At 41.9% G+C, this 17,992-nt stretch carries 17 protein-coding genes; 3 read left to right on the forward strand and 14 right to left on the reverse strand.

What is annotated here, in order from left to right:
- Positions 1–112: 112 nt before the first annotated feature.
- On the reverse strand, positions 113–2,080 hold the full coding sequence (locus tag V7K30_RS21440) for a di-heme oxidoredictase family protein (protein WP_335002682.1): 1,968 nt from the start codon (positions 2,078–2,080) through the stop codon (positions 113–115).
- 336 nt (positions 2,081–2,416) lie between these two features.
- The gene (locus V7K30_RS21445; protein ID WP_335002684.1) at positions 2,417–2,785 is read right to left on the reverse strand and encodes a hypothetical protein; all 369 of its coding nucleotides are present in this window, start codon (positions 2,783–2,785) and stop codon (positions 2,417–2,419) included.
- Between the two features lie 345 nt (positions 2,786–3,130).
- On the opposite strand from V7K30_RS21445, the gene V7K30_RS21450 reads away from it, so the two are divergent.
- Entirely contained in the window at positions 3,131–4,288 is a 1,158-nt protein-coding gene (locus V7K30_RS21450; protein ID WP_335002686.1) for an extracellular solute-binding protein, read from the forward strand.
- Positions 4,289–4,424: 136 nt separating this feature from the next.
- On the opposite strand, the gene V7K30_RS21455 is transcribed toward V7K30_RS21450, so the two are convergent.
- The 3 genes from V7K30_RS21455 to V7K30_RS21465 all read right to left on the reverse strand — a co-directional run bounded on the left by V7K30_RS21455 (position 4,425) and on the right by V7K30_RS21465 (position 6,290).
- Positions 4,425–4,976 (reverse strand): hypothetical protein, encoded by a 552-nt coding sequence (locus V7K30_RS21455; protein WP_335002688.1) that lies wholly within the window; start codon positions 4,974–4,976, stop codon positions 4,425–4,427.
- 333 nt (positions 4,977–5,309) lie between these two features.
- The gene (locus tag V7K30_RS21460; RefSeq protein ID WP_335002690.1) at positions 5,310–6,086 is read right to left on the reverse strand and encodes a class I SAM-dependent methyltransferase; all 777 of its coding nucleotides are present in this window, start codon (positions 6,084–6,086) and stop codon (positions 5,310–5,312) included.
- 30 nt (positions 6,087–6,116) lie between these two features.
- Positions 6,117–6,290, reverse strand: a complete 174-nt coding sequence (locus tag V7K30_RS21465; RefSeq protein ID WP_335002692.1) for a hypothetical protein — start codon at positions 6,288–6,290, stop codon at positions 6,117–6,119.
- An 87-nt stretch (positions 6,291–6,377) separates the two neighbouring features.
- Between V7K30_RS21465 and V7K30_RS21470 the strand changes: the two genes are divergently transcribed.
- The gene (locus V7K30_RS21470; protein ID WP_335002694.1) at positions 6,378–7,001 is read left to right on the forward strand and encodes a Uma2 family endonuclease; all 624 of its coding nucleotides are present in this window, start codon (positions 6,378–6,380) and stop codon (positions 6,999–7,001) included.
- Here V7K30_RS21470 and V7K30_RS21475 read toward each other — a convergent pair.
- The 9 genes from V7K30_RS21475 to V7K30_RS21515 form a co-directional block, all read right to left on the reverse strand.
- Positions 6,996–9,644, reverse strand: a complete 2,649-nt coding sequence (locus tag V7K30_RS21475) for a U32 family peptidase (RefSeq protein WP_335002696.1) — start codon at positions 9,642–9,644, stop codon at positions 6,996–6,998. The genes V7K30_RS21470 and V7K30_RS21475 overlap by 6 nt on opposite strands.
- A gap of 121 nt (positions 9,645–9,765) precedes the next feature.
- Positions 9,766–10,176: a ParA family protein gene (locus V7K30_RS21480; protein WP_335002698.1), complete on the reverse strand. Its 411-nt coding sequence runs from the start codon at positions 10,174–10,176 to the stop codon at positions 9,766–9,768.
- A gap of 121 nt (positions 10,177–10,297) precedes the next feature.
- Positions 10,298–10,459, reverse strand: coding sequence for a hypothetical protein (locus V7K30_RS21485; protein WP_335002700.1), 162 nt, complete (start codon positions 10,457–10,459; stop codon positions 10,298–10,300).
- Between the two features lie 22 nt (positions 10,460–10,481).
- Positions 10,482–11,132: a DUF3226 domain-containing protein gene (locus V7K30_RS21490; RefSeq protein WP_335002702.1), complete on the reverse strand. Its 651-nt coding sequence runs from the start codon at positions 11,130–11,132 to the stop codon at positions 10,482–10,484.
- Positions 11,133–11,134: 2 nt separating this feature from the next.
- A complete protein-coding gene (locus V7K30_RS21495; protein ID WP_335002704.1) occupies positions 11,135–12,262 on the reverse strand; it encodes an AAA family ATPase in 1,128 nt (375 codons plus the stop codon).
- A gap of 115 nt (positions 12,263–12,377) precedes the next feature.
- Positions 12,378–12,995, reverse strand: a complete 618-nt coding sequence (locus V7K30_RS21500) for a Uma2 family endonuclease (RefSeq protein ID WP_335002706.1) — start codon at positions 12,993–12,995, stop codon at positions 12,378–12,380.
- A 163-nt stretch (positions 12,996–13,158) separates the two neighbouring features.
- Positions 13,159–14,964, reverse strand: a complete 1,806-nt coding sequence (locus tag V7K30_RS21505) for an ABC transporter ATP-binding protein (protein WP_335002824.1) — start codon at positions 14,962–14,964, stop codon at positions 13,159–13,161.
- A 128-nt stretch (positions 14,965–15,092) separates the two neighbouring features.
- Positions 15,093–16,223, reverse strand: a complete 1,131-nt coding sequence (locus tag V7K30_RS21510) for an aldo/keto reductase (RefSeq protein ID WP_335002708.1) — start codon at positions 16,221–16,223, stop codon at positions 15,093–15,095.
- 235 nt (positions 16,224–16,458) lie between these two features.
- Positions 16,459–16,956, reverse strand: coding sequence for a bifunctional nuclease family protein (locus V7K30_RS21515; protein ID WP_012406891.1), 498 nt, complete (start codon positions 16,954–16,956; stop codon positions 16,459–16,461).
- Positions 16,957–17,296: 340 nt separating this feature from the next.
- Here V7K30_RS21515 and V7K30_RS21520 point away from each other — a divergent pair, with 340 nt between their 5' ends.
- Complete coding sequence (locus V7K30_RS21520) at positions 17,297–17,977, forward strand: riboflavin synthase (protein WP_335002710.1); 681 nt, start codon at positions 17,297–17,299, stop codon at positions 17,975–17,977.
- Positions 17,978–17,992: the final 15 nt, after the last annotated feature.

Consider the following 17,992-nt stretch of genomic DNA (forward strand, 5'->3'; position numbering starts at 1 on the left):
AATAAAAAATATCCAACTATTTATTGTGGGCCGGAAAGCCCGCCCACAATAAATAGTTGGATAAATTTATTTCTTGGAAATCCCTAACATAGGATATCAGGCGTAGCTTTAATTAGAAACTTCCAGGATTGTCATCAAGTGCCAGCAAGAAATTAATCAGGTCTGCTTGCTGGTTGGAATTAAACCCAGCCTGTCTATCTACGTAGAAATCATGACCTGTGCCATCAAGGTTACTACGCACTAAACTAGGGTTAGCTTTGTTGGCTTTCACAACTAAGGTACGAAGATCACGATCAACCAAGGCACGCAAGCTGCTTGCTGGATCGGCAGGTATACCTTGGCTGAGAGTGCCAGAAAGCCCTAAGCCGATCTTGTTAACAACCGTGATACCATTTGAGTCAAGTTTCAGGCTTCCTGCTCGTACTGCTGCACCACCATCATGCAAATATGGTGCGCTTAAATAAAGACCACGCAAGGAAGTAGTTTTGTAACCGCCTTTTGGCAATATACCTTTGGGTAGAGTTGTGGGAGTATCGGAGATACCCTGCGTTGGTAGATCCAGCACTTCAGCGTTAGCAGGTATGGGAACTGGAGTGTTAAAAGTGTACAGCTTGGGTGGTACTAACAAATTATTCAGCCCCAAGCGAGACTGGGCGCGGGCTGGATTAGTATGAATTTCATCAATTGGATGAATTTTGTTGTCAGTGAAGAATGGTGGAATATGGCAAGTTGCACAATTGGCTTTCTCAAATATTTTTGCGCCACGCTTAACAGAATTGCTATTCAAAGCTTGCCAGTTTTCCGAAGTCTGGTTTGCAGGTGGTACTAAGCTATTTTGAAAAGCAGACATGGCGTTTTCAGCAAATAAGAAAGTGCCGCTAGCAATATCACCGGGCTTTTTAGTATTTGGGCTGAAAACCAAACCGTTGTAAGTAAACAAACTGGGTCGTAGGTTTGGGTAAGTTCCTGTGCCTGGGGCAGGAATTTGGTCTTCTAATTCTGCTTGTATAGGATTTGGTGCGATCGCTCCCCGCAACCACTGAGAGGGTTTTACCGGAGGTCCTTCTGGTAAACGTAGGCTCTTAACGGCAGCATTTTGCAGTAATGTACCAATATAAACTTCTGGATCAATACCAAGGGTTTCTGCACTGAGTTGAGCGGCTGCGAACAGATTGATTTCTGAAGAATGAACACCGTTGCTGACAGCGCTGAGTCCCGCAAACGGCCCCACAGCAAACTGTCCATCAAGGAAATAAGGATGATTCTTAAATGTGAACATACTGGGAATTTGAGTAGTATCGTTGATACTATCTGAAGAACTCTCAAAATTACCAAAAGGCACATCCAATACTGCATCGTCGAAAGCTTTTTCAAATTTTTCAGGATCAGGTAATTCTACTTTATTACCTTTACTGTCTAGAATAATTTTCCCATTGCCTCGGTATTGTGGACTTAGGGGATTAAACTTTAACCGCGAAAACCCCGCAGAAGAATTTGGTGCTAAAGCAACCAGCAGGGGCGTGGCAATTTCGCCATTAGGTACTCCCAAAAGACGTTCACCCTTGTTTGAAAGAGATACATGGCACGCAGCACAGCTAATATCAATCTTAGGTGTGATTCCCAGCCCAATCGGAAGAGTCCCTCCCTTTTCCATTTTTAAGCCTGTATTGACGACAGTTCCTTTGGGAAAAGTTCGACTACCTAGTGTTATATCCTTCTCAAGAATAATTTGTAAGTTCGTTGTCGGCTGACCTTGCAACTTAACTATTGCTGTCTGTAATTCTGGCAAAATTTTAGCAATGCCAAGTCCAAAACCGAATACTCCTTGTAATCCAAATGTGTCGCCAATCTTGTGGTTCAAGAATATATCTTCACCTTGGGCAATTAATTCCTGAGTAATTTTAACTGCCCCTACCCGTTGATAGGAAATGGGGTCATTAGGATTGAGTCCCTTATTTACAATTAGTAGTGATGCTTCTTGTGGACTCAGTAGTTTACCGAAATAGTCGTAATAGCCTAGCGGTTGAGTAGGAGCAGGTTGCAAAAATTGACTTTTTGCAAAAGCTGTTTGGCTTGTCATCAACCAATTTGATAACAAGATGCCAAAAACACTAATGAGAAAAACGCAGATTAATAAGAATATCTTGGTTTTTGAACCATACAAAACCCTAACGACAGCAGTCTTAGGGTTGTTTTTTTGTTTCATAGTGAGGTAATCACTAAAAGCCATACGTAGATATATCACACTGTTACGTAAATATATGCAATAGTGTGTTTAAGTTTTTTATCAATTTGATGGCTGGATTAGTTGATTATACTTAATATCTGCTTACAAAGCGATCGCTCGACATTTAACCTAAAGGCTTGCCTTCCGTACTTCCAGCCATTTTTTTAATTCGTTGAACTCAGGTTAAATTTAATGAATTCTCTCTCTGAGTAATTGTTCTTCCAAGGCGGCAATGCGATTGTATGCTGCTGTTAATTGCGCTGTCAGTCGTTGTATTTGAATTTCTGGTGTTATATTATCTCCACCTTGACGATGCATATCTAGATAAATGCCATCTATCAAGACATCCTTGTGTTCCATTTCTGGATTTAAATTGTTACGTCTGAACTGGTAGCCACTAGCTGCGCCATTCTCCTGATAATTATCCTTTGCTTGTGTATTCGCTAAAGAACACTCTGAGAAAGCTTGAGCGACTTTACCGTCAAGCTGCTCAATCACTTGGCAGAGGGCATCCAGTTTTTCGCTTAAAGTCAGGATTTGCTTCTGTAATGGCTCCATTTAATACCCTCATCCGTACATTTTCTATATGTTATTCAATTTACTATCAACGTTAACTATACTTATGGATTATTTAAGTATTGATAATTTTTGGTGCAAATGTGACATTTAAATCATTAATTCTAAATATAAGTAAAATTTGACCATAAGTACCACTAAGGAAATTTATAGATAAAAATTAATCTTTAGGTAGTTATTTGCCGAAAAAGTCGCTATTTTGAGCAAAATATTCAAATTTATCCGTATTGCCAAGAAAAAATACCGATAATTTTCCAACTCCACTTTTTCAGCTAGTGAATCTCTGCTTAATATTAGGTATAATCAAAAATCTCAAATCCAAAATCAATGGATCGACGGTCTTTTTTGCTAAGTACAAGTACACTGGCACTTTCACAACTGCTTTTTGGCTGTGGTGGAAACAACCAGACGCAACTAAAAGTACAGTTATTAAAAGGTTCTATACCTGGTCAGGTAGTTAATCAATTCCACAAAGGTTTGCAGCAACAGGTGCAGTTAAAGTTTGCTCCAGTTGAGCAGATACAGGATTTATTTCAGCAATTACAAAATTGGCAGCAGAAACCAAAAGCCACCGATGAGCAGGGATGGAGTCGCTTTATACCTTTTAGGCAAGGTCAAAAAACTACTGATGCAGACCTAGTGACATTGGGAGATTACTGGCTAAAAGCAGCTATTGAGCAAAAATTGATTCAACCACTCCAAGAGGTACAGGGAAACCAATTAAAGCAGTGGTCTGCTTTAGATGAAAGGTGGAAACAACTTGTAACGCGCAACAACGAAGGTAAATTGGATACTCAAGGGAAGGTGTGGGGTGCGCCTTACAGGTGGGGTAGCACGGTGATTGTTTATAACCGTGACAAGTTGCGAAAATTGGGATGGACGCCCAAAGATTGGAGTGATTTGTGGCGAGATGGAATGCAGCAGCGCATTTCCCTACTCAATCAACCACGAGAAGTTATTGGTCTGGTCTTAAAGAAGCTAGGAAAATCTTACAATACAGAGAATCTTGACCAAGTACCAGACTTAGAAAAGGAATTACAGAGATTAAATCAACAGGTGAAGTTCTACAGTTCCAATAACTACTTGGAACCTCTAATTATGGAAGACACTTGGCTAGCGGTTGGTTGGTCAAGCGATGTACTGCCACTTCTGGGACGTTATCCGCAACTTGCCGTAGTTATCCCTCAGTCAGGAACAGCAATCTGGGCAGACTTGTGGGTACGTCCCGCAGGTATTATTAAGGGTACTTTATCAGATCAATGGATTGATTTTTGTTGGCAACCAAGCACAGCTAAACAAATTTCGGTGCTGACTAAAAGTAATTCGCCAATTTCTACAAATATTGTCGCTGACGATATCCAAGAACCATTATGGAGCATTTTACAGAGCGATCGCGAAGTTTTCGATAAAAGTGAATTTTTGCTTCCCTTACCCCCATCAGCAATAAAGCAATACGAGTCTTTGTTCACCAAAATTAAAGCTTAATTGGGCATTGGGCATTGGGCATTGGGCATTGGGCATTGGGCATTGGACATTGGATATTGGGCATGGGGCATTGGGCATTGGGCATTGAGATTTTCCCATCTCCCCTAACTCCTAACTCCTAACTCCTAACTATTTTCTACAAAGAACGCTGTAACCCTATCTTGTTCTTAACATTCGTTTGGATACTGCATAAAGCTGGACTTGTACTAAAGTTGCAAGTGTACGTTGCCAAGGGTTCTTTTTGATAATTAAATACCCGGACGTTGTAACCAAAGTTCCGTGCAGCGCTACCCAAGCGATTTACGAAGTCGTAGCGCTCTACATACTCTAGTAAGCTCCAAATTTGCTGATTCACGATCAAGTCTACTCGTGCAGGTTCTTTTTCAGAAGCTGGATATGCTATCCAATTGTCTAATAGCTTTTTCTCAGAGTTTTGTTGTGCCCACCATAAACTCGGAACGGTCAATTGTGCTGGGTTAATGGTGTTAGCTGTGATCACATAGTCTTTTGGCTTGGTTAATAAGTCTAGTTCTAGAGGCGCACTAGAAGGCAACGGTATTGGGGGGGTTTGCGCTAGTGAGGGCGGGACTACTAAAGTGGTAAGGCTAATGGTTAGTAGTAATGAAAACCATGTCTGGCGATGGCTGCGCCATCGCCAAAGGCGATCGCACAATTTAGGTATATACATAGCTGATACTAATTCGTAATTCGTAATTACAGCAATTTTCAGGTAAATAGACCACGGTGTAGGGGCACAGCATTGCTCATTGGTGTCAACTTAACGCCAAATGGGCGGTTAGAAACCGCGTCTACACTAAACTTGACCCACCTCCGTGGGTTCCAGACAAGGGGATTTTGCCCCTTGTTTCCTTAGTCTGCGGAGGCGGACTTCATTTGTGTAGCCGGGAATTCCATTCGCTTGGGCTTAAGTTGACACGTATGAGCATTGCTGTATTCCTACGACAGATGTGGTTCAAATAGATCAAAACTGCTGTAAGGCACAAGTCAAAATTCGCACAATCTAAGGTTTAATGGCAACAACGCGAATTCTTCGATAGTCTGCTGTCCAAGTTCCCTGTTGATATAGTGTTGGCTTCAGATATTCCTCCACGACGCGAATTATTTGTATTTGTTGCTCACCAGAAAGTCCTGTTAAAAAACTGCTGGCGAACATCTGAATCCAGTTTGCCATACCTGCTTCTCCCTCTGCTAGGGGAGTTGGACGAGGAAACAGGATAGCGTGAATGACATCAAAACCTTGCTGTTCCAGTAGGCTGGTGTATTCACCAATACTGGGGTAATACCAAGGATTCTCTATTTGTGGTTGAGGGATACCAATGGACTCTAAAGCCCTGTATAAGGCTTTAACGATCGCCTGTATATTCCCCTTACCACCAAATTCTGCGACAAAACGACCTCCGGGTTTTAGGGCTTGGTGTATGGAAGCGATCGCACTATCTGCTTCTTTCACCCAATGTAGTACAGCATTAGAGAATACAGCATCTAATGGCTTGTCTACTTGAAAATTCCTGGCATCAGCAACATCAAAGCGGATATGGGGATAGTTTTCTCTTGCCTTTTCTATCATCGCAAATGCATGATCAACTCCCATAACTTCAGCACCAGCTTGGGCAATTTTTTCTGTTAGTTGTCCAGTACCGCAGCCTAGATCCAAAATGGATTCTCCTGGCCGAGGGTTGAGGAATTTTAGTAAGTCCTCACCATACTGCCAGACAAAGGCGTGTTTATCTTCATAAAGGGAACTGTCCCAATTATTAGTTGTCGAAATATTATTCATAGGCGCCGGCTGCTGTGCAAGATAGATTTCCTATTGATTCTCATATTTTTTCAGTAATATTTCCTGATCTCCAGTTTCTAAAGATGGGAAATTATCTTGATATTTATGTAATAGAATTTCTGGCGATATCTTTAGTGAATAGTTATGAAAACCACCAATCTTTGCACCCACTGCATCAGACAACAAAACTACATCCAGCAACACAGTTAAACTATAACGAGATACAGAGGGTTAAGTAATCTGATACCAAGTAATTTGCTAAACTCTAAACCAGAGTCAGGAGCAAGTCTGATGTTTCAAGCCTTACCAAAAACAATCGCTTTTGAAGAATTCCTCAATTGGAAGCCAGATGGCGGATGTTATGAACTACACGACGGAACAATTGTTGAAATGCAGCCAGTAGGAGATCATGAAGAGATTAATGGTTTTTTAGCTAAAAAACTAAACGTAGAATTTGAACGGCTGAGTCTCCCATACCTTATACCCAAGCAAGCACTGGTCAAGGTTCCTGATAAGGAGTCAGGTTATTCGCCTGATGTGATAGTGATTAATCAAAAGAATCTTTCAGCAGAGCCGATGTGGAAAAAGTCTTCAACGGTTACTCAAGCTGCGTCAGTTCCCCTAGTTATTGAAGTCGTCAGCACTAATTGGAAGGATGATTATGCATCCAAGCTGGTTGACTACGAAACTTTTGGTGTTCCTGAATACTGGATTACTGATTATTTAGCTTTGGGCGGTAGAAGGTATATAGGTAATCCCAAACAACCAACTATTTCCGTTTACTATTTGGTGGATGGTGAGTATCAAGTTAATCTGTTTCGGGGAAATGACACCATCATATCCCCTACATTCCCAGAATTAAACTTGACCGCCGAACAGATTTTTCAAGCTGGGCGTTCAGAAAATCAATTATGACCGCAGTGCTGACACTCCCATAGGGCCACGAGTCACACCTAACTGATTTTGCAACTTCAACTCTCGCCAGAGTTGGGAACCTGTAATCTCACCTTGCAATAATTGACGATAGCAATGTATTGTTTTACTCACTTGCTCTGGTGTTTCATTCACAAACTCGATGCGGAAGTGACGTAATCCCTGTTCTATCAGACGTTGTACGTACTCGGCTCCCGTTTGAGCAGTGCCGTTAAATACAGTATTCCGGCAACCTACATCTGCTTTGAGGACGTGTTCGCTGCCTACACGGTCTTTTAATTTCACTTCCTGCTTTTCGCAAGGTCGTCCACAGTTAGTGTAGTCTGTACCCGTTGAGAGAAAGGCACAAAATACACAATGCTCCATGTGAAACATCGGCATATGCTGATGGATTGTCACCTCAAACCACTGGGGTGGACAACTGGTGAGCAGGTCTTGCAGTTGGGTAATATTCAGGTCATAGGATGCCGTCAGCCGTTCTAAAGCAAAGCGTTGCTGAAAGTAGTCTGCTGTTAAGGCATTAGCAACGTTGAGCGAAAAATCTCCGATACAACGGTCTTGGGCAAAAAATTGCAGTTGGTCATAGTTCCGCACCAGATAGCCATCTGCCTCAGAGGCACGTACTTGCTGCAAAATCCAGTTTTCTCCAGGTTTGGTAATTCGGGGTGGTGCAACCCAAATTGTGGGGAGTAGAGAGTTAGGAGTTAGAAGTTGGGAGTTAGGAGTTAAAAGTGAAGAATTGTCTGCTTTGTTTTTTTGCCGTTGTTGGCGCACCATTTGCACCGCTTCTCGGTAAGCGCGGGGGTCTTCAAATTCACAGTAAAGTGTCTCAATACCAGCTTTGAGGGCGGCTTGGAGTTGCTTGAGGTTTCGTACTAAGACGATGAGTGCAGGAGATGACAGGGATAAGGGAGATGAGGAGGGTAGTAAGTCTTGGAAAGAGACATCAGAACATAATTGCCAGCGTTTGGGTTGACTTCGCAATTCTTCCAACTGCACCACAATTTCCCGCCGCATCCGGTTCAACTCACTTACGGGCAGCATAACAGTACCACTGAGGTGGTTAGTTAGTGTTCCCAAACAGAAAGGGGTGTTACCCAAACGACCGAATTGTTCTTGTAAACGGTCTGTATCTAGGGGTTTGGTATGCGCTTCAACCAGAGAAATTGCAGACTCCACCTGTACAATATTACCGAGTTGATCGCGGGCGATCGCAATTAATAGCTGACCAACTTCTCCATAAACCTCCAAGTCAATCGGACGCTGAAATTGGGGGTTTTCACCAGCAAAACTTTGACGCAGTTGCTTATCGAGTTCTGGATCACTGGTTTTCCAAATGCGATCGCCTATATGCACTCGACGCAGGTTCAAATCATTTCGCCCAAAGGTCAGCATTGCTTCTTTACCTTTGGACACCACAGCATAAACCCGGCCGCCTTCTTCCTTCGCCTCTGGATGACCGCAGTCAAACACAATTCCATCCCCTGGTTTTACAGGCGCTTCCAATTTGACTGTTACCTGTTCGTTGTGAATGCGGGTGACTTCACCTAAATAAACCCCACGTTTTTTACCAAAGCGGGCGTGAACTAGTTCTTGATTATTAATCCCGCCAAACCAACCCGTGTAGAGTCCACGAGAAAATGCCATCTCTAAGTTGTAGTGTTCTTGATTTGATTGACCTCTCCCCCAGCCCCTCTCCGAAGCGGAGAGGGGAGCTTTTATTCCCCCTTCCCTACAAGGGAAGAGGGTTAGGGGGTTAGGTCTTTCCAATTCTGTCATCACCCCATCTAGGGCTTGCCGATAAACACTGGTGACATTAGCAACATACTCTGGAGCTTTCAGGCGACCTTCAATCTTGAGACAAGTTACTCCTGATTTCACCAAATCTGGCAAAACATCTAACCCTGCTAAGTCTTGTGGACTAAGTAAATATTTGCGTTCTTTTAAATTCACAACTTCCCCATCAGCGATTAACTCGTAGGGCATCCGGCAAGCTTGGGCACATTCGCCTCGGTTGGCAGAACGTCCGCCTAAAGCCTCACTAGTCAAACACTGACCGGAATACGCCACACACAAAGCACCGTGAACAAAAACTTCCAAGGGCAGCGAAGTTTCTTGTAGGGCAATCTGCTGCTGAATTTTATTGATTTCCTGAAGAGAACATTCACGCGCCAGCACCACCAATTGACAGCCGAGGGACTTAGCAAATTCTACTCCAGCCGCACTAGTGATTGTCATTTGCGTGGAAGCATGGATGGGAAAATCGGGCGACAGGTGACGGATGAGACGGCATATACCCACATCTTGGACAATCACCGCATCCACACCTGCTGCAATAATTGTGCGGAGATATTGCTGCGCTTCTGCTAATTCTTTGGGAAATATTAGTGTGTTGACTGTGACATAACCCTTTACGCCCCGACGGTGCAGAAATGTCATCAATTGGGGTAAGTCCGCCTCAGTAAAATTTTGTGCCCGCATTCTGGCGTTAAACCGATCCAAACCGAAGTAAATCGCATCTGCCCCATTTTCCATAGCAGCTTTAGCACAGTCCCAATTACCTGCTGGTGCAAGTAGTTCAGGACGTTGAAGGGAGGGTTGGGAAGAGGGGCGATCGCTTTTCATCAGATTTAGGGAGGGTTAACTAGCACCATAGTGATTTTATCGAAGTTGGTGGGGAAAGGGGAGAAGGGGCTCAATAAAATCAACTGTATCACCAACCATTGATTCGTCGATATACCAGCGATTACCTATGTTGAGGGTGGGATCTATATCTGCTTCGTGAGCAATTTTGTTTCTGCGCGATACCTAATGTTACTTCGTATTCAGCAAAGCCTACATGACCAGGTAATAAAAATAAACCTTCTTGTCCTTCTATCGGAATACAATCTACAGCTTTAATAGCCCGTGGCTGTGACTCAAAAGCAGGAGCCAAGCCAGTTTTTATATTTGAATGTGTATTGTAAATTTTTTCTATTCTTGCTTCATCATCTTCAGTTTCTTCTTTTAAAGCTATTCCTGTTAGATTACATTGAGGATCAGTATCTACAAGGATAACTGTCTTACCCTTTGAAGCAAGCATCCAACCTAAGTTAAAAGTCGTTGTGGTCTTACTGACACCACCTTTGTGATTGAACAAGGCAATCTTGTGAACCATCTTATTTTGCTTTTGATACTTCTGAAATCTTTTGAATACAGCTATTATTCATTTTAGAACCTGTATGACTTAAATATAGCTTCTAAAAAGGTTACAGAATAGCAAGTTATTTAACGCACCCTTACCCCAATCCCTCAACATCAACACTTTCCCCTTCCGACTCAACAAGCTCAAACTTTACCTTGTTGTATAAATTCTGTAGGGAAATCTCAAATGGTACGGTTACAAGTCCGTAGGCGTAGCGCATCAGAGATATCGCCTTATCCTCTTTAGATTCTTGCATATATAAAATCCAACAAATTAAATTATAGATCATACAGAGTTTTAAACCAGGTTATGAATGTCTGTGCTTTAGGATGCTGTGGATTCAGAATTTCATACTTTATAGCTTGATGAAGTTGTCTTCCTGGTTCTTCTTGGCATGCTAGCCAAGTGTAAATTTTAGCTTTATCAAGATAAGAATCTTTGAATGATGCTCCTTTATTTTTTGCTTCTTTTGCTACTTCCTGAGCATATTGCCAAATAGTTTCGCCTTCATCTCTAATTATGTAAGCCAAAAACGTCTCTAACATACCTCTCATTTGGTTATCTGGCATAATCCAGATACCAAACTTAATTCCATTTTTTGTAATGTGGATAAGTCCTGTCTCTGATATTCCTTCAGGAATGTCAGGTATACTTGGCAAACAAGCATTTCTTATACTGATCCAACGTGCAGGTAAATCTTCATCTGCGTCTATTATCACGCCTAAATTAGTGAGTCCTGATGCTTGTAATTCAGTAGAAATAAGGTTTGCATCAATGTTCTCGTAACCTTCACAATCTTGTATTGATACAATTGCTTCCCTTTTTTTATCACCCCAACGAATTCCGTTTTTTTCTATTAATTCTGGTATAACTCGTAAATCTTCCTGTCCTTCTACTAACAGCTTTTTGGGTTCATAACCTTTTGCCATTACTAACGTACCTCAATTTCTCTTTCAGCAGCAATGACGATTTGAGGTTCAGTGAAGACTACACTTGTGTCTTTACCTTTTTCAATTCTGTGAATTCTAATACCATCCTCAGTGGCATCTTGCTGCTCTGCAATACTGGCTAAACTTGTCCAACAATCACTATTGTGTGTAGTTGCGAAAACTTGCACATTTAATCTTTTGGCTGTTTCCCAAATCATTTTCCACATATCAGACATAGCTGTAAAATGGAGTCCGGTATCAATCTCATCAACAAATAAGTATCCATCTTTAGCACATACTATAGCCAATACAAGTCCTAATATCCGCCAAATACCATCACCCATACTGCCAATTGGTACAGGCTGATTTCTGTCAGAAAGTAGCACACGGAAACCACCACGATAAACTGAAGAATGCCGTAATTTTTGAGAACTAATTGGAGCAATCCGTTGAATTTTAGAGTCTATCCTCTGTAGTGCCTGCTCTACAAGTTTTTCCTCAGACGTTAGTACTATCTGATCAAAGAGTTCAATCATCTTCTCAGTTCCTAGAGAAGATGACGTTATAAATTGTATTTTTGGTGCTGGATTTTTACCATCTCGACGGAATCGCTGAATATAATCTAAATCTAAACCATTATTATTTGATAAGGGAAAGTTCAAAATTTCTGTTTCCTCTCCATTAGTCCAGTTGATCCCAAAATTAAGATCTTTTATTAAAATTGAAGATTCATTTAAACTGCTAGATTTTTCATTTAATTCTCTTCCCAAATCATCATCAAGGTGAAAGTAACGCGCTCCTATACTAACAGTAATTGTCTCTTTAGTTTCGCCATTCATACCTGATATACAAAGTTTGCTATCTGGTTGAATTTCATGTCCGTAAAAAAGATGACAAATATCAAGCTCACGATTTTTTATTTGATTATCATTCCAAAAATATTCACCTCGGTTAGTCATAACCTCAGCAAGTGGCTCAAGATTAGTCCGTGAACATAAAAGTTGAATAGCTTCCAATATTGATGTTTTACCACTGTTGTTTTTACCAACAAGTAGGTTGACTCTACCAAGTTGCTGAAGCTCGAAAGATTGGAAACTACGGAAATTTTCTATTTTTATCGTCTTCAACATAATTTTGCTAGCCGGAGACAACAAAGAGGCAATGACTGATATTAGTATAAGCAGTCTTGACCCTTTTCACTCTAGCAAAAAGGAACAACTGCTCAACTCTATTAACCCGCTCCCCTTATTTAAATTCCTCAACATCAGCACTTCCCCCTTCTGGCTCAACAGGCTCAAATTTCACCTTGTTGTATAAATCCTGTAGGGAAATCTCAAAGGGTACGGTTACAAGTGCGATCGCTTCATCCTCTTCATCATATTCACGAAGCGTCCATTGCTTTTTTCCAATTTTTGAAAACTGCTCTACATGAATCTGAGTTTGGTCAATTAATAGATATTCTTGGAAAGTGGAAATAGTTCGGTAAGCCTGAAATTTATCTTCGCGATCGTAGCCTTTAGTCGATTTAGATAAAACCTCCACAATGACCTGTGGGTTGACAATTATATCCGTCCGCTTGTTGAAATACTCCGGTTCACCCGCTAGAATCATCACATCTGGATAGGTGTAGGTATGCTTTTGAGGTATCCACAGACGAACATCACTCATTAAAACCCGGTAGTTCTGCTTTTTAAAAGCAAAATTAAACTCAGTACTTAAGTTAAGTGCTATTTGATTATGATTTATTGTCCCACCCGCCATAGGAATTATTTGCCCATCAATGTATTCACTTTTGTAGTCAGCAGCTTCTTCTAGTTCTAAATATTCTTCTGGTGTGTAGTATCGCTGTTGTATAACTTGCATAATTTTATCAAATAACAACTGCACTCAAGGGATTTCAGCAATTTATATCGAGCAGTCTAACGTAGTTAGATGAGCGGCTAGGTACTTTCTAGAAAGTGAGCGTAGGCGCAGCCCAACCTAGGCATCGCTATCTCAATTCAAAAGTAACTCCTAGCCCTATTTCCTATTGATAACCGGCTGCTTGTAACAGAAATAATTTTGCATAACGTCCTCCTAGCTGTAACAATTCTTCGTGAGTTCCTTGTTCTATAACTTCCCCATTTTCTATTACTAAAATTTTGTCAGCCATCCGTACCGTCGAGAAGCGATGGGAAATCAAAAGCACCATCTGATTTTGAGTAATAGCGCGAAAATGATTGAAAATCTCAAACTCAGCTTGGGCATCTATTGCTGATGTTGGTTCATCTAACACCAAGATATCTGCTTGCGATCGCATAAAAGCACGAGACAAGGCAATTTTCTGCCACTGTCCCCCCGAAAGTTCCTGTCCTCCCTTAAACCAACGACCAAGTTGAGTCTGGAAGCTTTGGGGTAATTGGTCAATAAAAGATTGGGCCATGCCTTTTTGGGCAGCAGTTTGCCAACGGGTTTTGTTTTCGAGATGTTCTACATCGCCCACGCCAATATTCTCACCTACAGTGAATTGATAGCGGACAAAGTTCTGAAAAATTACACCAATCCGACGCCGCAACACATCCACATCCCATTCCTGCAAATCCAAGCCATCTAAGAAAATTCGCCCAGAATCAGGGGTATAGAGTCGGGTAAGTAGTTTGATTAAGGTAGTCTTACCAGAACCGTTTTCACCCACAATTGCTAGTTTCTCTCTGGGTTTCAAGTGTAGCGAAATATTTGTCAACGCTGGCTTGGAACTCCCCGGATAAGTAAATGAGACGTTCTCAAAACGGATACCATCTTGGGGATTTAAACCAATGGTTGCCTTACCCCAAGACTTTGGTACTTTCTCTTCGAGGAAATCGTAGAGATTTGATAGATATAGGTTGTCTTCATACATTCCTCCAATAGAGGTGAGAGCATTGGAAAAAGTAGACTGTCCTTGACGAAACACAGTCAGATATAGTGTCATGTCTCCCAAAGAAATCTTACCTAACACTGTTTCCAGCACAATCCAAGCATAAGCTAGGTAAAAAGCAGCAGTACTGACTAAACTTAGGAGATAGCCCCACAATCCTCGCCTTAGAGTCAAATCGCGGTCTTCGCCATAGAGTTGATCGAACAGGTTGCGGTAACGTTCTAACAGCATCTCTCCCAGCTGGTAGAGTTTGACTTCTGTGACAAAATCTTCTCTTGCTAGCAGATTTTCTAAGTAGTTCTGTTGGCGGGTTTCTGGCGCACGCCAACTAAACAAGCGAAAGCCTTCTCCAGCAAACTTAGTTTCGGCAATAAATACAGGCATAGCTGCCAAAATCAGCACCACCACCGCCCAAACGGAGAAATTTACTAGTAAAATACCGTAGGTGATTAGGGAAAGGGCACTTTGCACCAACCCAAAGGTGCGGCTTACTAAAGAAAGAGGACGAACTGATGCTTCTCGTCGGGCGTTGGTCAATTTGTCATAGAATTCTGAATCTTCAAACTGCCTGAGATCCAGTGTCAGCGCCTTTTCTAAGATGAGTACATTTACTCGCTGACCCATTAGCGCCCGCAATAACGACTGACAAATGGTGAGTCCCCGCTGACTGCCTGCTAGTAAAATTACAGCGATCGCTTCTAATCCTACATACAAAAAAGGGTGATAAATATTGACAAAACCATTGCTGTCTGAGTTATGAGAGGCAAATACCACTGCATCAACAATTAACTTACTGATGTAGGATATCGCCGCCGGTAAAAGACCAGCTACTAGAGTTAAACTCGCCAGAAGAATAGTAAGCGATCGGCTAGTAGTCCAAACTAAGCTTACAGCCCGTCCACTGTAGCGGAAAACCGTCAGTGATTGGCGTAGGATATTTCTTTTTTTTTAATCTTCATCTTTCTTGCCGCGAGATACCCCAGCTTGGGCAGATTTTCCTGACTTTTTTAATCTTTTATAAATTTTACATTTTTATCGGCTGTGATAGGCGCAAAACATAAAAGTCAACCCCACAATCTCCTACCTGCTTTCCCACTTAATTTTTGGTGAGTATCTTCCAACAAAGCTGGAATATCTAACTTTTCTGGACACCGAGGCAAACAGTCACCACATTCTGTACAGCGATTGCCTTTCATTCCAGGGAACCAGTGACCAGCATTTTCAAACATTCCGTAACGATATTGTCCATAGTCTTTCATGTCGTATGCCACTGCAAGATTTCGTAACCGCAATACCTCTGGAATATTGATATTTGCTGGACAGGGCAAACAAGCATAACACTGGCTACACTTATCAGTTTCCAAAGCGACTTTTTGGTGATTTTCTAAACGCTCAAAAGCAGAATTTTCTGCTGATGTTAACTCTCCATCATCGTCAGCAACTCGCAAAGGTTCAATCAATTCATCTGGGTTTGCTGGCCCTATACTCAAAGTAGTAATACGGTTGTCTGAAAGTAAAAAGCGATAGTTTAAATCTAATGGTAAATACGGATAACACAGGTCTTTTAGAGTTTGGGGTGGCGTGTAGAGGCGTCCTCCCTTATCAGCAGGGGAAATAATGAAAATCCCCATGTCCTTTTCGGCAGCTAGTTGAATCGCTGGTGCGTGCCGTTGGAAAAAATAGTAATAATGCAGATTGACAAATTCAAATAAATCTGTATTGATAGCTGCCTGAATTAATTCTAATGATCCGTGGGTGGAAAAACCAACGTGTCGCACTCGACCATCAGCAACAGCTTCCTCTACAGCTTGCATACAGCCATTTTTGGCTTGTACCCACTCCAAATGTTGCCAAGTGTTCAAACCATGAACACCTAAGCAATCTAAATAATCTAGCTGTAATCGTTCTAGGGATTCGTCGATGCACCGACGCATGGAGTCAGCATCTGCTGTAGCTGAGATTTTGGTAGTGATGTAAAGCCTCGTTCGGGGTACTGACAACCCAGCTTTTAGCGCCCTACCAAGATACTCCTCGCTTTTGCCGTAACCTCTGGCGGTTTCTAGATGATTAATTCCTAGTGCTAAGGCTTGTTCGATGGTCTGGTGAGCATTTTCAAAACAAGCCAAGTAGCGCATTGTTCCCAAGGAAAAAACCGAGAAGCGCAAATTCGTTTTTCCAAAGCGTCGGTATTGCATTTTTAAACAGAGTTAGGAGTTAGAAGTTAGGAGTTAGGAGTTGAAGGAAGTAATTTATAACTCTTAACCCTAACTTTTTTAGCTTAGGAGTTAGGAGTCGAAGCAAAATAACTTAGGACTTACGCAAAAAAGTTCTGAAGTAGCGGTAATTCATGAATTACCGCTACGACAAATCAGGTTTTTGAGACAATTTTGTGTAATTCCTATAACTCATAACTCCTAACTCCTAACTTTTTTAGCTGTCGCCATTACCAAAGCGCTTGATCAAATCTTCAGGACGGAGATTGGAAATAAATTCACGGAAGGCTTGCTGTTCGGCTTCATCTGCATCGCGATCAACAGGGATAGAAGCATCGGCAATCACTTCTTCCATTACCCAGATGGGGGTATTTGTACGGAGGGCAATAGCGATCGCATCGCTAGGACGCGCGTCAATTTCTTTTTTGACTTCGCCTTGCTGGACGATTAAAGCTGCATAAAATGTATCCTTTTGCAGGGAATGAATAATCACCTTTTCTAGAGTCATGTTCCAAGTCTCTAGAAGATTCACAATCAGGTCGTGGGTTAAGGGTCTGGGAGGCTTCTGATTCTCCAATGCACCCATAATTGCCCTAGCCTGTTCCTGACCGATGTAAATTGGCAAAGCCCGCCGATCTGAAGAATCTTTCAAAAGGACGATCGGGCTGCGGGTTATGGCATCTAATGCTATGCCAGCGACTTTCATTTCAATCATTGCCTAAGCCTCTACAATGCTTTGAGAGCCTTGGATGCTGTGTAACAAATAGTACCCATTTTTCGGCGGTTTGGTGACAGTAATAAACATAAGCATTTGTTCTCTATAATTGCTTCTATTAAACTCCGAACTTGTGGTGAAAACCAGAGTAAGTCAAATTGGTCTTCTTAGACAATAACCTTCTTACCCAAGTATGCCTTGTGAAGGATGCTAATGTGTTAATATTCCTATCCGAAACAAAGTCAGAAAATATACTTGGATGTTCGAGATTTATGTGACAATTACCAATTGATTTCAGGCAAAATTAGGTAATAAATAGAGTTAGTTTGACAAAAAAGCCGTGTTTACAGGATTAATCCAGTCATTAGGAACGATGGAACCCTTAGGGGGCGATTCTTGGCAAATTACTTGTGTAAGCCAGTCGGGCGAAGTAATTATGCAAGATTTGGCTTATGGTGACAGTGTTGCTGTAGATGGTGTTTGCCTGACAGTAGAAAAAGTTTTAAAAGACGGGTTTATCGCCACGGCTTCACCGGAAACTCTACGCCGCACGACGTTGGGAGGTGAGCAAACGCCACAGAGATATGTCAATTTAGAAGCGTCGCTCAGGGTGGGCAGCAAAGTTGGTGGTCATTTTGTGATGGGTCATGTAGACGGCATCGGTCGATTGCTAGTGGCAGAACAAACGGCTAGTTCTTGGGAAATGACCTTTATTGCATCTGATGCGATCGCTCGGTACATTGTCCCTAAAGGTAGCATTGCTGTCAATGGCATCAGCCTCACAGTCGCCGCATATGAGCCAGAACTCTCCCAATTCAAGGTGGCGGTAATTCCCCTCACCTATGCCGAGACAAATCTTCGCTATTTGGTTCCTGGGAGTTTGGTGAATCTAGAAGGGGATATTCTCGGCAAATACGTGGAAAAATTCCTTTCTTCTGGCAACCCACACACCACAACCCCTGATGAAACTAGTATAGATGGCATTACGCCCGCATTCTTAGCAGAACACGGGTATTTTTAACTAAAAAAGTTAGGA

It is taken from the genome of Nostoc sp. (assembly GCF_036917655.1).
Classification (GTDB): domain Bacteria; phylum Cyanobacteriota; class Cyanobacteriia; order Cyanobacteriales; family Nostocaceae; genus Nostoc.